Annotated in this window: 16 protein-coding genes; all 16 read left to right on the top strand. The window is 60.7% G+C overall.

The features are described 5' to 3' along the window. Positions 1–49 precede the first annotated feature (49 nt). The 16 genes from KAK11_RS21035 (at position 50) to KAK11_RS20960 (ending at position 15,639) form a co-directional block, all read left to right on the top strand. Positions 50–379: a hypothetical protein gene (locus KAK11_RS21035; RefSeq protein WP_310737848.1), complete on the top strand. Its 330-nt coding sequence runs from the start codon at positions 50–52 to the stop codon at positions 377–379. 24 nt (positions 380–403) lie between these two features. After that, on the top strand, positions 404–1,354 hold the full coding sequence (locus KAK11_RS21030) for a hypothetical protein (RefSeq protein WP_210811549.1): 951 nt from the start codon (positions 404–406) through the stop codon (positions 1,352–1,354). Positions 1,355–1,636: 282 nt separating this feature from the next. Beyond that, entirely contained in the window at positions 1,637–2,959 is a 1,323-nt protein-coding gene (locus tag KAK11_RS21025; RefSeq protein ID WP_210811547.1) for a hypothetical protein, read from the top strand. A 46-nt stretch (positions 2,960–3,005) separates the two neighbouring features. Continuing rightward, positions 3,006–4,070, top strand: coding sequence for a type II secretion system protein (locus KAK11_RS21020; protein WP_210811546.1), 1,065 nt, complete (start codon positions 3,006–3,008; stop codon positions 4,068–4,070). Positions 4,071–4,080: 10 nt separating this feature from the next. Beyond that, the gene (locus tag KAK11_RS21015) at positions 4,081–5,157 is read left to right on the top strand and encodes a type II secretion system protein (protein ID WP_210811545.1); all 1,077 of its coding nucleotides are present in this window, start codon (positions 4,081–4,083) and stop codon (positions 5,155–5,157) included. Between the two features lie 36 nt (positions 5,158–5,193). Further along, on the top strand, positions 5,194–5,958 hold the full coding sequence (locus KAK11_RS21010) for a type II secretion system protein (RefSeq protein WP_210811544.1): 765 nt from the start codon (positions 5,194–5,196) through the stop codon (positions 5,956–5,958). 95 nt (positions 5,959–6,053) lie between these two features. Further along, the gene (locus KAK11_RS21005) at positions 6,054–7,442 is read left to right on the top strand and encodes a YfgM family protein (RefSeq protein WP_210811543.1); all 1,389 of its coding nucleotides are present in this window, start codon (positions 6,054–6,056) and stop codon (positions 7,440–7,442) included. Next, positions 7,439–7,927, top strand: a complete 489-nt coding sequence (locus KAK11_RS21000) for a hypothetical protein (protein WP_210811542.1) — start codon at positions 7,439–7,441, stop codon at positions 7,925–7,927. Before KAK11_RS21005 ends, KAK11_RS21000 begins: the two co-directional genes overlap by 4 nt. A gap of 17 nt (positions 7,928–7,944) precedes the next feature. Further along, the gene (locus KAK11_RS20995) at positions 7,945–8,655 is read left to right on the top strand and encodes a hypothetical protein (protein WP_210811541.1); all 711 of its coding nucleotides are present in this window, start codon (positions 7,945–7,947) and stop codon (positions 8,653–8,655) included. A gap of 38 nt (positions 8,656–8,693) precedes the next feature. Further along, positions 8,694–9,392: a type II secretion system protein gene (locus tag KAK11_RS20990; protein ID WP_210811540.1), complete on the top strand. Its 699-nt coding sequence runs from the start codon at positions 8,694–8,696 to the stop codon at positions 9,390–9,392. A gap of 32 nt (positions 9,393–9,424) precedes the next feature. Further along, positions 9,425–11,104, top strand: a complete 1,680-nt coding sequence (locus tag KAK11_RS20985) for a type II secretion system protein GspD (RefSeq protein ID WP_210811539.1) — start codon at positions 9,425–9,427, stop codon at positions 11,102–11,104. Between the two features lie 11 nt (positions 11,105–11,115). Further along, the gene (locus KAK11_RS20980) at positions 11,116–11,826 is read left to right on the top strand and encodes a prepilin-type N-terminal cleavage/methylation domain-containing protein (protein ID WP_210811538.1); all 711 of its coding nucleotides are present in this window, start codon (positions 11,116–11,118) and stop codon (positions 11,824–11,826) included. A 28-nt stretch (positions 11,827–11,854) separates the two neighbouring features. After that, positions 11,855–12,310: a hypothetical protein gene (locus tag KAK11_RS20975; protein ID WP_210811536.1), complete on the top strand. Its 456-nt coding sequence runs from the start codon at positions 11,855–11,857 to the stop codon at positions 12,308–12,310. A 10-nt stretch (positions 12,311–12,320) separates the two neighbouring features. Further along, positions 12,321–13,952: a GspE/PulE family protein gene (locus KAK11_RS20970; protein WP_210811535.1), complete on the top strand. Its 1,632-nt coding sequence runs from the start codon at positions 12,321–12,323 to the stop codon at positions 13,950–13,952. Continuing rightward, complete coding sequence (locus KAK11_RS20965) at positions 13,949–15,202, top strand: type II secretion system F family protein (RefSeq protein ID WP_210811534.1); 1,254 nt, start codon at positions 13,949–13,951, stop codon at positions 15,200–15,202. The genes KAK11_RS20970 and KAK11_RS20965 overlap by 4 nt, the downstream gene beginning before the upstream one ends. 17 nt (positions 15,203–15,219) lie before the next feature. Next, positions 15,220–15,639, top strand: a complete 420-nt coding sequence (locus KAK11_RS20960) for a BufA1 family periplasmic bufferin-type metallophore (protein WP_210811532.1) — start codon at positions 15,220–15,222, stop codon at positions 15,637–15,639. Positions 15,640–15,848: the final 209 nt, after the last annotated feature.

The raw sequence follows: 15,848 nt of genomic DNA, 5'->3' as shown, positions 1-15,848 counted from the left end.
CTTGTGCGCGTGGGTGCTGCTGTCAGCACCAGCCCTTGGTGCAGATATCGTGGTCATCGTTCACCCGCAGGCTCCGGCTGTGACCAGAGAGTTGCTGGCAGACATCTATCTCGGCCGCAGTCAATTGCTGACGCCCATCGACTTGCCTGATACCTCTGCCACCTATGCCGAGTTCTATCGCCGTGCCACGGGGCGAGATGTCGCCCAGGTCAAGTCGACCTGGTCCCGCATCATCTTCTCGGGCAAGGGCTTGGCGCCTCGGCAAATGGGTGACGCGTCAGCGGTCAAGCGCGCTGTCGCCAGTGATACCAAGGCCGTGGGCTATATCGAACGTACTGCACTCGACGCCAGCGTGAAGGCGGTGTTGACCCTGGAATAGGGCTTGGGCAAGGGAGCCGGGATCGTGAAATTCAAGCACAAGGTCTGGATGCTCCCGGTGAGCGCGGCGATCTTTTTTGCAGTGGGTTTGCTGGCCAGCTTCTGGGTCAGCAATAAGACAGCTGCCTCACTGAACCAACTTCGCAAGGTCGACTACCCCTATCTCGAAGCCGTCCAACGCCTGGACCGCGATGTCGAGCAACTGCGTTTGACGCTGCAGTCTGCAGCGGCAGAAGGCGACCCACAGCGCATGGAGGAGGCCAGGGATCTGACTGTCAGGGCGACCGTCTCATTGCAGCGTGCCCAAGCCATTGACGGTAAGGCCACGGATGCAGCTCGACTGCACGTGGCCTTCACAGAGTATGTGCAGGCGGCCACAGCGGCCACCCAAGCCTTGCTCAACCGAGAGGCTGCCAATACCAAGGTGGCCCAAATGCAGCTCGCTCAAAAATCCTTGTATGGGCTCTTGGCCGACGAAATCACTTCTGCCAATACGGCGACCGTGGAGCGGCAGAACGAGGCCGACAAAGGCCTTAACACCAGCTTGTTAGTGAGCCTGATGACGGGTTTGGTGGTGTTGCTGATGTTGGCCAATGCATCGTCACTGATCGTGCGCTCTGTCTGGCGTGACCTAGGCAGTGAGCCCAGCGATATTCGGCAACTCATGAACGAGGTGGCGCACGGCCGTCTAGACATTAGCCCTCCCGTTGCAGAGGGCGACAACGTCTCCATTGCCGCGGGCCTGCGCGATATGGTGGTTCGGATGGCCGCCACCGTGACGGTGATCCGCGAGGTGGCCGAAGCCATCCAAGCGACGGCAGATGCCCAGGCCAAGGGCAAGGAGGCTGGGCTGCCTTCTCAGCGTTTGGCAGCATCGGCCCCCCATGCTCGGGCCGATGCGTCTAGCAGCCGGGCGCAAAAAGCACAGGCCGACCGCCTCTTGCAGGCGGTCTCGACTTTCAAGTTGCCGCGCTGACTGTGCAGTAATGCACAGCCTTGGCCACTGAGGCCGCCGAGGCGCTCTCGGCCGAATCCGAACCTTGCAGCGAGGCCATGAGCACTCGTGGCGCAAGCGGACTGCTTGATTCCTCACTCAGCGCGTTTCGTCGCAAGCTTGAGCAGCTTAAGCGCCCAAATGAAACAGTACGTCACAAGCAGGCTGGAATGCTTCGTTGACGCCGTTGGGACCTGACGAACCTTCTTCTTGCTTGCCGCAGACCACAGGGGCCTGCGGCCCCCCAACAAGAGGAGCCACACCATGTCAGACACCCGCACTTCCCACTCGCACAGCGCTGCCCCCTTGGGTCGCTCGCGCTTGATGCTCAAGCAGACTGTGACACGCGGTCAGGCCGCGCTGGCCTTTGTGGCCGTCTCTTGTGTCTGCGTGTTGGGCGTTCTGGGCATTCACCACTGGCGCGTCACGCAGCAGGAAGCTAACCGCGACGTGGCGACCCAAGCTGCCACTCTGAAGTGGGCCAAGGGTGCGGTCGATGCCTTTGCAGCTTGGCATGGCCGGCTGCCTTGCCCTGCCGCCGAGATGGGTGCCAGAGAGGCTGTTGACGCCGCAGGGAACTGCACGATTGCCAATGGCAAAGGTTGGTTGCCGGTGGCCACGCTGATGACGGGCTATGCCGGAGGTGGCAGCGCTGGTGGTGGTGGTGGTGGTGGCAGTGGCGGTGGCATCCCCAGTGGCACGCCGGGCAGCCACGAGCCTAATCACTCGTTCAATGCGGCGGTGCGCTATGTTGCTTACCGCAATTCGCATGACAATCGTGACTTGGTGGCCAAAAAATATGGCTGGGCGGGCGTCAGGTTCTCGAGCTTCGCGGACGATCCAATTGATGGGTTTGATCTGTGCGGCAAGGTCGGGCAAGTGGACATCACGGCCTGGACTATGGACACCACCGCTGGTGCTGACATGCGCTTCGCGCACAGCTTCAAAAAGCCTGGCTCCAACCAGCCCGCCGTCAACATTGCTTACGGCTTGGCGGTCAGCGCGGCGGGTGAGGCCTTCTCTGACCTCAATGCCAGCAATGACCCCGTCATTGAGTCTCCCAACCGGCCCCGAGACGGCAGCTATCGCGATGTGACGGAGGTTGTTCCCTTTGACCAACTGTTGTCGCGTCTGGGCTGCCGTGGGGGATTGGCAGGCGTTGCCGCCATCAAAAACATCGAGCCCTATGTGACGTTGGCACCAGGTGAAAAGATTCGTTCAGGCACCGACTTCCTCATGCACCGGGCGCACTTGGCCATCGGCGGCACGGCTTACGCGGCGCTGTCCGTGGTGGAGGCCAAAGGAGACCTGGATAACGAAGGGGCCAACATCATCAAGTCCATCCTGATCTTGACCACCGCAGGCCACGCGCCTTGCCCTGAGATCTGGAACACCTTGGCCTTCGAGACTGCAGCACTGGGGGTGAGCACCGCTGCTATGGCTTTGGCCGCTGCCGACGTGGGCGTGCAAATGACAAACGACGCAGCCAGCCTGACGCTCGAAGGGATCACTGCGGGTATGCCGACATGGCCATTGCTTCGGCAAAAGAGTTTCCCAGACACGGCCGCCACTTTGGGGTTGATCTGAGCCCGAGAAATCTGTGCTGAATCCCCCTTTGAAGACGGAGTACCCCATGACCTCACTTCTCATACAAGCCAGAACACGGCTACGGGCCGGCAGGTCTGCACGTGGCTTTTCCCTGGTTGAGCTATCGATTGGCCTGATGATCTTAGGCGCTTTGATGGCCGGTGGTGTTTACCTGTTGGACATGTCCAGCAAGCGCGGCGCCACTGACAAACTCAACCCTGTCCGCATGGCCGAGCATGCGCTGGTGGCCTACGCGCATGCCAAGGGCAAGCTGCCCCCACCTAAAGACCCGGAGCCTTCGTCGGTTGCCGGTTACCGGCAGGGCAAGGTCCCCTGGGACGCACTGGGCCTGCCGGATGCCGGTGGGGTGCGCTATGTGGTGGACGAAGCCATGCTGAGCGACACGCAGGTCAATACCTACCAGCCGAATCTGCGCGGTGAGTCCGTCAATGCTGGCCCTTCGGGCATATTGGGGGGCAGCAGTCGCAAGAGTTTCGCGAGAGCGGATTTTTGCCAGCGTTTATTGAACTTACAGCGCAGTGCAAAACCCTTGGCATCGGGCCTGACAGCAGCCTTTTTGACAGCCGAATTCACGGACACCAGCTACCAGAACGCTCAGGCCCGAGGCCACGGTGAACTGGCTGCCCAATACGGTTGCATCGAGTTGTTGTCGGAGTTGCATGGCCTGGTGACCGCCTATTACGCCATTTCAGACCACGCGAATCTCATCAACTTCATGCAGTTGCCCATCGATGTGTTGAGTGTGACTGCTGACGCTGAGCGCTTGGCCTTTGATGCGACTAACGCCTCTTACTACGCCGCTAAGTCCCTGCTCATTTCGTCGGCCATTCCGACGGCAGGGTCGCAAGGGGGGACCTCTTGGGTCACGGGCACACCCACCGCCGCAGCCACCTTGACGGCTGCAGGCATGGCCCAGGCCAGTCTTGCGCCCGGCATGTTGACCTACCCATTGAAACCAGGCGTGGACGCAGCCTATTTGGCGACGAGTACGGCAATGCTGGCGAACACACTCATTCAATCACAGATCGTGAACGCTGAACAAAGCGATGCCGAGAGCAAGCTCCGCGAGCACTTCATGCGCCACTATTGAGGACATCAACATGAGACACATCAATCGTTACCGCACCCAGAGCGGGGTGACCCTGGTCGAGGCCTCGATTGCATTGGCATGCTTTGGTTTGCTGATGATCTTGATCATCGCCATGGTGCAACGCCAAGACGCCCAGTCGCGCATGGTGATCCAAGACTCAGCGGTGCACCGCGCGCAGGCGGCCATCACGGCTTATGCGGCCATGCACAGCCGCCTGCCTTGCCCGGCAGACAACGCAGACTTGGCCACTGGCGGCACCGAAAACTGCGGCATCACGGAAGGCTATTTGCCTGTCAAGACCCTGGGCTTGCCGTTGCCGGTTGCGGCGCAAATGCGCTACCGCGTGGTGGCCAAAGAGCTGCAGCAGGTGAACAGCTTTGACGCCAAGGTGTTGGCGACCACCGGTCTGGACATTCTCAAGACCATGACGGCCATGCCTGTGAAATCATTCACCGGCAACGCGGGTGCCGTTGGCGTCAAAGAGCAGAACTTCTGCGAAACGCTGGCGAACTTGGTCACCGCCACGAATCAGGCCGCCCATACCGCCTATAGCTTGTTACCCGAGGCCGATCTCCAGCATCAAGACAGAGCACTGCATACCTCCGGCAGCAGCTTGTGGGCTGCGCTCAACTGCACCCAGGTCAGAGCCCATGCACTGAGGGCGAATGCCAATGTGTTGGCGAGCATGGAGTTCCTGACTCAGTCCTACAACGATCGCATGAAGGTCTGGACGGCGGAATTGGCCAGTTTCAACCTGGACGCGGTGGCGGCCACAACCCAGGCGCTGCAGGGCAGCTCTAAGATCTTTCGTCAAACCGGCAACACGCTGGCGGCGGTAGGCGTGGTGTCTTGCCCTTATTGCGCGCCCAGCGGCGTTTCACTGCCGTTTGCTGCGGCTGCCACGGCTGACGCTATGGCCGCGCAAGGCTTGCTGATGGCGGACGCGGCTATCTATCACACCAGAGCCGGACTTTTTGACGACTTTTTGGCTCGCCCTGCACTTGCCACCCTCGGGCTGGTGAACACCACCACATGGTCAACCTCGGATGGTTACAAGAAAGCCCTGAATACCGGTGCCCGTTATTGAGCATCGCACCACTCATCTTTTTTCGAATTTGAAATCATGACGCACTCCCTTCAACAACGACGATCCTCCCAGGGCTTTACCTTGGTGGAAATGGCCATCGTCATGGTCATCATCGGGGTCATTTTGGCCGCCGTGATGATCGGTCGCGACACTCAAAAGAACGCTGAGTACCTGCGCATCAAGCAGACCTTTGTGAACCAGTGGGCCTTGTCCTACAACACCTTTGTGCAGCGCTACGGATTCCCGCTGGGCGACCAGATGGACGCCCCCAAACTGATGGTCAACGGCTCGCTCTACAGCGGCCCCACTGGTGGTGACCTGTCGGGCGTCACCGCACCGCTCGCCCTGTGCGGGCCGGCCGCACCGACCGGCAGCAAACTTACGCGGGGCAATGCCAAGGCCAAAGACGCCTCGGGCACCGAGAAGCATGTGCTGGAGATCTTGCAAAGCGCGGGTGTCGAGCTGCCACGGGGCCGGGGCAAAGGCCTAGAAGATAAGTACGCCTACCTCGACACCAACGGCAATCCCCAAGAGTTGCAGGCCTGCTTCCAGTGGAACCCACCGGGCACCGTGTCTGGCGCGGGCAATGTCATGGTGATCACAGGCCTAACCCCCGACTTGGCTCGCAATCTGGACAACGGCTTGGACGGCGTGATCAATGCCTCGGCTGGCACCTTCCGGCTGGAGGGCGTCACGGCCAATGTCGTGGATTGGGGGGCCAACAACCAGACCATGCTCAGCGGCAGCACGGCCGACGGCCAAGTGGGGACCCTGACGGCCCACTACCGCATGAATCAGTGATCGTCGATCGCTTCTATCTCCTCTGCACCGGCTCTATGCCGACTTGAGCAGGCCTCTGACACGGAGGCACTGCCGTCGGCCAACGCCTCCAAGTCATGCTTAAACGATCTCCTCCTCCCTCTCGCCAAGCCGACCACACGGTGGCCTTGCGCGACGAGTGGCACCGCTTCCATCTGGGCCAAGTGCGCAGTGCTGAGCCTCGTAGCGGCCTGTGGCCACGCTGTGTGCTGTGGTTGGATGAAGGCAGCATCCCTGAGCTGACGCATTACGACGGCGATGTTCAATATGCGGCCCAAGTGCTGCAGAAGACTGCCGAGGACAACGGCACCTTCGCTGAGCGGGTGCAGGTGGTGGTGCATGCCACTCGCAAGCTCGGTGAACATCACCAAGTGCTTTACAGCGCCATTCCGCTGTCCCGCTGGACGGAGATGATGGCCTATGCGGCGCGTGCCGAAGAAGCCATTCCGGTCTACCTGTTGCCGGGCCTGGCGGTGCAACGCTGTACGCCCAAGTCAGCGGTCTTGATGTGCTTCACGGCCTTTCTGTGCTTGGTGTGGGAGGAGTCTGGAGCCTTGCAATTGCGCTCCTCCCCCATGGGGTTGGACAGCGATGTCAATGCCGCCCTGCGCAATATGGTGGAGCAGGCGGCTGTCGGCGATGGTTCATCACAGCGCTACGCTTATGCGGAGTTGGAGCTCTTTGACTTCCGATCCCCTTCGGCCTCAGCAGATGCGCCGCTGCAGGTGGAGGAATGGTGGCCTAAGGGCTTGGCCTTGAGGGCTTGGTTCAATTCGGCGGATGGCAATACCCTAAGGCGACAGTTTGAACGCTTGGGGGGCTTGGCTGACACAGCTCGGGTGAAGGACCTCTGCAACCCGGCCGCAGACCACGCCGCCTTGCTGGCCCGTCAGCACTGGCCTCGCGTGCAGTTGGCCAACGCCTTGGCCTGTGCCGTGGCCATCGGCTTGGCTGGGCTGCTGGGGTGGCAGGCCTGGCGCCACCACCAGGCTGGCCAGGAATTGGCCCAACGCCTGAGCGGTTTGAGTGCCCAAGCGGAAACCTTGCGCGCCCAAACCCGGCCCCAAGTTGAGGCCAATACCCAAGCTGAGTTTTTGACTCAAGCCTTCGCGGCGGGCTATAGACAACCTGGCGCATTGGCCGAGTGGCTCGGTCGGGTGAAGCTGGCCGTGCCGCCCGAGATGGTGGTGCTGAGCTTGGGGCTGGAGCGCGACGACAAAACGCCGCGTAAGGCAGGCGTGGCGGAGCCGGTCAAAGGCATTCGGTTGGATGCGGCCTTGGCTGCCGCAGTCGACAACAAGTCCGCCGTGCTGTCGCAGTTTGTGCGGCAGCTAGAGAACCAGGGCTTCACGGTGCGTTCGCGCCGCAGCCCAAGCCAGGCCAACGCCGCAGGAGCGGGCGATGCCGAGAGCAGCGAGGTGGTGACCTACTTGATTGACCGCAGTGCGGCAGGCGGTGTGCGATGAACCTCCAACTCAAATGGCTGCGCGTGGCGGTGGCCGCCTTGTCCTTGGCCGTGCTGGGGCTTGCGGTTTGGGTGTGGGCCCAACCCAGGCTGCTGGCTCTGGGAGAAAGCGCAAATGCCAGTGAAGGTGGGACCGCCGCTGACCGCCAGCGCTTGGCGCGGGCAAAACAGTTGCTGAGCCAAGTCAAAGCGGCTCAGGCCAACACCTCTGACGCTGAACTGGCGGAGTTCCTCGAACAAAGCTTGGCGCCCAAGCCTACAGCCGCTGCTTCGGCCGCCCCTCAGGACCTGGGTGCGGTGGACTACGCCAGCCTGAACGTCGGCGTGATGCGCACGGGCAAAGCCCTTCGATTGGTGGTGGGCGATGAGTCGTATGGGGTGGGCGCCAAGCTCCCTGGGGGTGATGTGCTGCTGGCACTGCACCCCGACAAGGCTGTGATCAAGCGTCCCTCGGGACGCAGCATCACCGTGAAATTAGATCAGTGAAAGAAAGGAATCAGATCATGACAACAATCTCTAAACCCATGGTGGCAGTGGCCGTGCTGGCAGTGGCTGGTGCGGGGGCCTGGTGGGTGCTGGGTTCGAAATCGGAGGCCAACGCGACGAGCTTTGGGCAGAGCAACCCTTCGGCGCGCACAGGCGTGGCCCAAACCACGCCCAGTCCCTCGAGTGAGGCCGAAAAGGCTGGCGCCGAACCCTCTCAGGCGGCCGCGCCCGCTTGGCTCAAAGCCAAGAGCCCCACCGAGGTCGTTTCTGCCATGGGGCTTCCCGCCTCTGCCGTGCAGATGGTGGAGGCCGCCATGCCCAAAGCCAATGCCACGCCCGCCGAACTGGCCAAGGAGCGCGAGCGCCTGGAGCGGGTGCGCATGGCTGCGCAGCGACTGCGAGAGGTGAGTACGCAAAAGAATGCTGATCCCAAGGCCGTTGTGGCCGCGATGAAAGAGCTGGAGGTGGCCAATGGCGGCCCCATGCTCAACGGTGTTGATCTGAGTGCGATCCGCAAGAACAACGAGCTGTTGCTGGGAGTCTCGGCAGAGTTGCAGTCCATGCAGGCCATGGCTGAGCGCGTAGAGCGTGGAGACAAGACATTGACGGAGGCTGAGTACAAAGCCGTCACTGAAAAGATGCGGAAGCTGCATGAGCAGGTCTTGAACAACGCACCAGCCTTGCCGCCTATGCCTCAAGTGCCGACTGGCACGAAGCCCGCGCAGTAATGCGCTGAAGTTACACCTCGCTCCGGAGTATGCCTGCCATGTCTGTAAGCCACCCTGACAAAGCCCCGAGTAAGGGTCGTGGATTCACCTTGCTGGAAATGGCGGTGGTGTTGATGGTCATGGGCGCTTTGGCGCTGCTGGCCACCCGCACCGCGAGGCCGGACGAGTTTGCGTTGTCTGACCAACTCTTGTTGCGGGCTGAAACCGCGTTGCAAGCCTATGTGACGGCCAATAACCGTTTGCCTTGTGCTGACACCGATGACGATGGCTACGAAAACTGCGCATCGGTGCAGCGCGGAACTCTGCCCTGGGCGACGCTGGGTTTCGAGGTGGGGGAATTTCGGGGCATGAGCCTGAGCGTGGCCTACAGCGTGCACTCTGAAATTGCGATGCCGCCGACCTCGAGCGGCGGTACGGGCACTGGCAACGGCTGGGGGAACGGCAGCAACGCCGGTGGGCGCTACGAACCCTTGATCGCCGTGCTGCGTGAACAAAACCAAGATGCCAATGCCAGCGCTGCTCAACCCTATTTGGCAGGGGATACCGCCTCCACCGCCATGGGTGACTGCACTTTCAGAAGCAAAAATTTGGCGTATTCAATTCGCACGGTGCCCAAACCTGCGGGTGCCGAGCCCGTCTGTGCGCAGCCGGTGAATGGGGTGCGCAACACCTTGCGTTTCATGACTCTTGAGGGATTGCAAACCTATCTCTTGAGGATATCAGGGGGCGAGGCTTGATGTTGGTGGACGCTATGCCCAAGGAAATGAAGATGTTTTTCTCTCCTCACTCCACGACCCTGCATTCGCCGCAGGCGCTTCGAACAGCCTCCTCTTGGCGATTGCTGCTGTTACTGGGATGCTTGGCCACACTGGGCGGCTGCTCGACGGTGGATGTGGCCACGGACTCTGTGGCGTATGCCCAGCGCTTGAAGGCCATGTCCGCCCCGCGCATGTTGGCCGCTCCTACCGTGATGGAAGATTCCAAGGGGCTGGACAAGCTGCGCATGGACTTGGGCAGCAGCATGGAGGCCACACAAGGCAAGCCGGTGAGCCGCGGCACAGTATGGATGCCTGACGAGGTGGCCGAGCTGCTGCCCAGCCGCCCGGTCAGCATCAGCCTCAAAGACGCCACTCTGCGCCAAACCGTGTGGTTGCTCGGCAAAGAGTTGGGCATCAACTTGATCCTCAGCGATACCGCCTTGGCCTTGAACCAAAAGGTCAACATCAATATGACGAATGTGGAGGCCAAGGATGCTCTGGCCGACATCATGCGCACCTTTGACTCAGCGGCCTCGATAGGGCAGGGACGCTCGGTGATCGTGAGCACTGAAGTGGCGCAGTCGTTCTACATTGATCCGAATGCCTCGCGCAGCAGTTTGGCATCGGTGGTCGGTGGGGATTTGATGGGGGCTGACAAAGACTCTCCGCTTCGACATGTCAAGTCGGTTACGGACGACTTTGGTCTGAAGGCCGATCCCTTTGAGCAATTGATGAAGCTCGTGGAGATCATGCTGACCGAAGACGCTGAGGCCGGCAAGGCGCAAGGTCGTGCAAAGCCCTTCCACGGTGTAGATCGAGTCAAGGGTGTGGTGTTTGTGCGAGCCAAACCATCGCGTGTGCAGTCTATTTCTGACTTGATTCAGCGTCTCACCAAGAGTGGTGCGATGCAGATGGACATTGATGCTCAGATCATTGATGTTGAGCTGGGTGACGAGCATGCGTTTGGCATCGACTGGAACGCTCTGTCCAAGAATGTGGCCTCCGTGATTGGTGCGACGTCCGTCACCGTGCCCCCCTTGAGCACCATCGGTGGTGGCAGCCTAGCGCCAACGGTGTTTCAGTTCACCGGGACCAGTGCGGGCAATACCTCCGGCGGCTCTGGGCTGGTCTTCGGCAACAACAGTATTTCCGCCACTGTCAACGCCATTCGCAAGTTCGGCAACGTCAAGATCATGGCCAACCCGACATTGCGGCTCCGCAGTGGAACCGTCAGTAGCCTGACGGTCGGCGACACCATCCGCTATGTTCAGTCGGTCAAGGCCAACTTGGGTCAAGGTGGTGCAACCTCTGAAGTGGTGACCTCGACCCTGTTCTCGGGCATGACGTTCACGGTCGGGGGCAGAGTGGCGGACACAGGCTTGATTGAGTTGTACGTGTCGCCAACTCAAACCACGGTCGATGAAGCAACGCTGGGGCTGCAAACCGTGGCCTCTGGCGCCTCTGTTCAGTTACCTCGGGTCCGAACGAAGTCGGCCAGTAACTGGGTGGCCATGCAGCCTGGCTCCATCATTGTCATGGGCGGCTTGATGGACAGCACAGAAGACAACAAGAACAGCGGCCCGCCGGGATTGTCACAGGCTGAAGGTGTTGGGGCCTTGTTTCGCAAGGAGTTGCGCAACAAGCGGTCTCGGGAGCTGCTGGTAGTGCTTCGAGCCAATGTGGTGAATTGAGGAACTGAGCCATGCGCACATTGCATCGACATTCTCACCGCGGCTTCAGTTTGCTGGAGTTGTCTGTGGTCTTGGTGGTGATCACACTCATTCTGTCCATGGTCAACAGTGGCCGCAGCGTGCTCTTTGGCGCCAAGGCCACTGCCTCTTACTGGACCTTTGTGCAGGACTGGAAGGCCAGCTTTCAAGAGTATCGGCAGCGCACCAATGCCATGCCTGCAGATTCAGTCACCAACCCTACCACCTATATCAAGCAACATCTCAATAAGAACGGGGCTACCGTCACGCTGTGCAATGCCCCTGGCAATTTCGAGTTGAGCAATGCCTTTCTCGCCAAGGGCGTGTCGCTGCCCGAAAGGGAGGCACGAGCTGGCCGCCCCGATATCTTGCTCTACACCGATGACGAAGGCATTGGTCACACATCGGAGATGTGCCTACTGACCCACGAGAAGTCGGTGCCCGGCACTTCTGTGGGAACCTTCAATGCCGTGGCGAAGCCGGCCATGCTGATCAAAGGCCTGCACTACAGCATGGCCCAGCAGATCGACTTGCTGATGGACGGCAGCCACTCCACCCGCTTTGGCAGCGTGCGCGACCTGCGCTATGCGGCGGATACCGGCACCCCCAGCGCGGGTGCGGACTGTTGGGGTGATGCCGCTGTTCAATGCAATGGGCAATACAGCTCAAGGCGTTTCACAGACGTGATCATTTTTTTGGAGTGAGGGCGGCTCCACCAGCCGACGCACGCATATGCAACTCAAACCTCTCTTGTACCTTCACCTTGGTCTAACCTTGGCCTGCGCGGCCTTGGTGGGCGGTGCGGCCTGGGCCGAGACGCAGAGCCGCCAACGCCACGCCCAATTGGCACTCTCGCTGCGTGAGGTGGAAGCCGAAGTCGCCCAACTGGCCTTGGCGCGTGAGGCCACCGAGGCAGAGCAGGCGTTGGTGGAGGGCTCGCGCCAAGCGGGCTTGTTCTATGGCGACTATTCAGACCGACAGTTGGACATTGCCAACCGGCCGATGCCGCGCGAGCGGATCAACCAAACCCTGCGCGACAACCTCACCGGAACAGACAGCTTTTTCTTGGTGGAGTCTTTCAGCGTGGAATCCGGCAGCGTGAGTGATGGCTTGTTTTCCAAGGTGCCTGCGGGCTCCAGTGCCTTGCCGGTGCTGACGCTCAAGGGCCGTCAGGTGTTCAGAAAGTAAGGACGATATCGTGAGCCGGATTGACCATCGTTTCATTGAGTTGTGCCGGAATGATGGCCTGATCAACGACATGGAAGCCCAGTTGCTGGGGCAGCAGTTTCGCGCAGGCATTGACCTGGAGCCGCTGTTCCTTAAGGGCGGGTTTGTGACCGAGGAGCGGCTGTACCGCAAGATTGCAGAGTTCTTGGCACTGCGCTATGTGGAGCCTGCTGAGCTTCAGTTTCAGCGGGAGCTGCAAGAGCTGCTGCCTGCCGAGTTGCAACTGCAACTCAACTTCACGCCGCTGAGCAAGGGCGCGGGCTTCATCGAGGTGGTGGCAGGCAGCCTGGACTTCGAGGCGATTGAGCAGGCGGTGTTCAAGCGCTTGTCCTACCGCACACGCATTCACCTGTGCGCGCCAGCGGTGATGCGCAATAGCCTGCGTCGCAGTTTCAGCAATGCCGAAGCCGCCTTCGCTGCTGAAGTTCAGCGCCTGACCAAGCTGCAAGGCAAGACAGGCACCTTCGATCAGTTCTCTACGTTGTTATTGCGCTTTGCGGTGGCTGAGCGCGCGACGGACATTCACATTGCGCCATTTGAGGGCGCCTTGCAAATTTACTTCCGGGTGGACGGTGTGATGCGCCCGGTGATGGCGCTGGCGCCATGGTTCTCGCGCTACATCAGCTTCCTGAAGGTGCTTTCCGAGATGGACATCTCCGAACAGCGCATGCCCCAGGACGGCAGCTTCAGCGTCGAGATCAACGGCGTGCCTTACACCATCCGTGTGTCCACCATCGTCACGGGCTTGGGTGAGCGCATCGCCATGCGGCTGCTGTGCGAGTCCAGCGAAGTGCCAGATGTGGTGGCCCTGGGCTACACCCAACAGGCGGCTGACTTGCTCAACGAAGTAGCCAATCAACCTAACGGGTTAATTGTGGTGACAGGGCCGACGGGGTCGGGCAAGAGCAGCACGCTGCACGCCATGATCAAAATGACCGACCTGATCGGTCGCAATGTGCTAACGGTGGAAGACCCTGTGGAGTACCTGCTACCCCTGGCGGGGCAGACCGAAGTGAACAAAAAGGCAGGCTATGACTTCCAGAGGGCGCTACGCCACTTTTTGCGGCATGACCCCGATGTCATCTTGCTGGGCGAAATGCGCGACCCGGAAACTGCCAAGGCAGCGGTGGATGCCGCCGCCACGGGTCACTTGGTCCTTTCGACCCTGCACGTCACCTCGACCTCTGGTGTGCCCAACCGGTTGGTCTCGATGGGTTTGCACCCAGTGTCTCTGGCCGAAAACCTGCGCTGCGTGATCAGCCAGCGCCTGGTGCGCAGGTTGTGCCCGCACTGCCGTCGCTTTGAGCTTTTGCCACCAGACGATTGCCGACGCCTGGGCCTGGAGCAAGGGCAGGGCGGGCGGCGCGTGGGCTGCGAGCAGTGCCGTGGCACGGGCTATTTAGGGCGGCTGCCCGTGTATGAAATCTTGCGGGTCTCACCGCAGATCCGCAACTTGGTACAAGCCGAGGCCTCTGCCGACGCCATCCGCGACGAGATGGTGCGTGGGGGTTTTGCCACCATGCATGACTGTGCGCGAGATCAGGTCTTGGCTGGAGAGGTCGATGCGGATGAGGTGGAGCGCGTGCTGGGAGCCCGGTGGTGATCACGACGCTGTACTGGTATGAAGTGCTGGTGGCACGCCGTCACTTGAAGCGTGGGCTGGTCCTGGCGCTCAATGTAGACGAGGCCACGCAAGAGTTGCTGGCCCGCTTCAAGCCTGCCATTGTGTTGAGCTTGCGGGTGGTCCCAAAGTGGTTGTCGGGGTTCTTGCGGCAAACCCCTTTGGTGGGCGCCACGCTGTCCGAGAAAGACCTCGCCCCCATCATGCGTCAGTTGGCGTTGTTGCTGAAGGCGGGTGTGCCGGTGGACGAGTGCATGGCCAACCTCGTGAGCGACGCCGCCGAGGCCAAGAACGAACGCGCGGGCCATGTGCTGCGGCGCATGAGCGCCGACCTTCAAGGCGGCCTGCAGATCAGCGCGGCCATGGCCAAGCAGCCCGACTCATTTCCGGAAATGGTGCGCTGCCTCGCGGTGGTGGGCGACCAAACGGGCTTGATCGACGAGTCGCTGATGGAGGCGGCGGATCACTTGGAGAAGTCGCTGAAGCTGAAGTCCAACTTCAAGCAGGCCTTGATCTATCCGATCTTCACCTTTGGCGCCATGTTTGGAGCGGCGGCTTTTTGGATCATCTATGTGGTGCCCAATATGGCGGCGCTGTTCAAGCAGATGAATGTGAAGCTGCCCCCCTTGACAGTGGCCACCATGGCGGCGGCTGAGTGGATTTCGCAGTACTACGGCCTGGTGTTTAGCGTCACGGCGGCGCTGCTGGTGGCTCATGTGCTCACCTGGCGCAGCCGCGCCGGCTATCGCCTGGGGTGGCTGAAAGCCCTGGGCCGCGTGCCTGTGGTCAAGGACTTGCTGCTGATGAGCACGCTCAGCGTGATTTTTCAAAACCTCAAGGTGCTGTATGGCCGGGGCATTGACTTGGTCACTGCCTTGAACATCACCCAGGAATCGGTGACCAATGAGTGGCACTTGTCGCGGTTCAAGACTGTGACTGCACAAATCGTCCAAGGCTACACCCTGAGCGATGCGTTCCGCGCTTGCAAGATGTTCCCGAATGTCGCCGTGACCATTGTCTCGGCTGGCGAGCGCTCGGGCACTTTGGACAACCAGTTTGCCTACCTGGCCAATCACTATGCCGAGAAGCTGGATGCCTTGACCAGTCGCCTCAGCGAGATCATCAAACCGCTGATCGTGGTGGTGGCCGGGGGCTTTTTTATCTTCATGATCGTCGCGCTCTTGCTGCCCGTCTATGACTTGGTCAAGCAAACCATGGCGACCATGCGCTGAGGATTAGAGAGGCTTGTATGAACAACGACGCACGCTCTCGTGTTCAGGCTGCGGTGGCTGCGGCGGCGGCGCTGGGTTTGCTCAGTGCTGCAGGGGGCTCCGCGCAGGCCCAAGGCTTGGAGCCCTGTTGGGGCGTGTCTAAGGCAGGGCAAAACGCTTGCGGCAATATCTCAGCCACGCACACCTGCTCAGGTCTGTCCAAAACAGACTACAGCCCTGAAGACTGGACTTTCGTGGCCCGTGGCACCTGCCACAAGATCGGTGGCTTGACGCGCGAACAGGCGGCCGCCAAGGTCAAGGCCATGAAGGCGGCTGAAGCAGCCAAGCCGCCTGCTGTCAAACAGGCTGCACCAGCGGGCAAGCCCCCCATCGGGAAGGCGGCTGTTGCAAAGGCATCCGCCCCAGTCGTCAAAGCTGCAGCTTCTGCGCCCAAATAGACCCACTCCGCAGGGGTGAGGGTGCCTTGCTTCGTTTGATTGCAATGGCCACTGACAGCAAAAGGCTTCAGTGGCGTCGTGTTTGCGGCGCAGGCGGGATGCCTCTGATGCACAACATGACGCGGTTTGCGTAGTTGTTCACATCTCGCTAGTGAATCGATATCCGTCCCGCTAGCCCCCAGTCGCATTCAAGTGCGGCATATATCACG

The organism is Ideonella paludis, assembly GCF_018069865.1.
Taxonomy (GTDB): domain Bacteria; phylum Pseudomonadota; class Gammaproteobacteria; order Burkholderiales; family Burkholderiaceae_C; genus Ideonella; species Ideonella paludis.
This window is presented reverse-complemented; position numbering and strand designations above follow the sequence as displayed.

Bases quoted from the DNA above. Each gene is read 5' to 3' on its own strand.
- KAK11_RS20980 (WP_210811538.1), top strand. From the start codon at position 11,116: ATGCGCACATTGCATCGACATTCTCACCGCGGCTTCAGTTTGCTGGAG.
- KAK11_RS21020 (WP_210811546.1), top strand. From the start codon at position 3,006: ATGACCTCACTTCTCATACAAGCCAGAACACGGCTACGGGCCGGCAGG.
- KAK11_RS21015 (WP_210811545.1), top strand. From the start codon at position 4,081: ATGAGACACATCAATCGTTACCGCACCCAGAGCGGGGTGACCCTGGTC.
- KAK11_RS21025 (WP_210811547.1), top strand. From the start codon at position 1,637: ATGTCAGACACCCGCACTTCCCACTCGCACAGCGCTGCCCCCTTGGGT.
- KAK11_RS21000 (WP_210811542.1), top strand. From the start codon at position 7,439: ATGAACCTCCAACTCAAATGGCTGCGCGTGGCGGTGGCCGCCTTGTCC.
- KAK11_RS21010 (WP_210811544.1), top strand. From the start codon at position 5,194: ATGACGCACTCCCTTCAACAACGACGATCCTCCCAGGGCTTTACCTTG.
- KAK11_RS21005 (WP_210811543.1), top strand. From the start codon at position 6,054: ATGCTTAAACGATCTCCTCCTCCCTCTCGCCAAGCCGACCACACGGTG.
- KAK11_RS20960 (WP_210811532.1), top strand. From the start codon at position 15,220: ATGAACAACGACGCACGCTCTCGTGTTCAGGCTGCGGTGGCTGCGGCG.
- KAK11_RS20990 (WP_210811540.1), top strand. From the start codon at position 8,694: ATGTCTGTAAGCCACCCTGACAAAGCCCCGAGTAAGGGTCGTGGATTC.
- KAK11_RS20985 (WP_210811539.1), top strand. From the start codon at position 9,425: ATGTTTTTCTCTCCTCACTCCACGACCCTGCATTCGCCGCAGGCGCTT.
- KAK11_RS20995 (WP_210811541.1), top strand. From the start codon at position 7,945: ATGACAACAATCTCTAAACCCATGGTGGCAGTGGCCGTGCTGGCAGTG.
- KAK11_RS20975 (WP_210811536.1), top strand. From the start codon at position 11,855: ATGCAACTCAAACCTCTCTTGTACCTTCACCTTGGTCTAACCTTGGCC.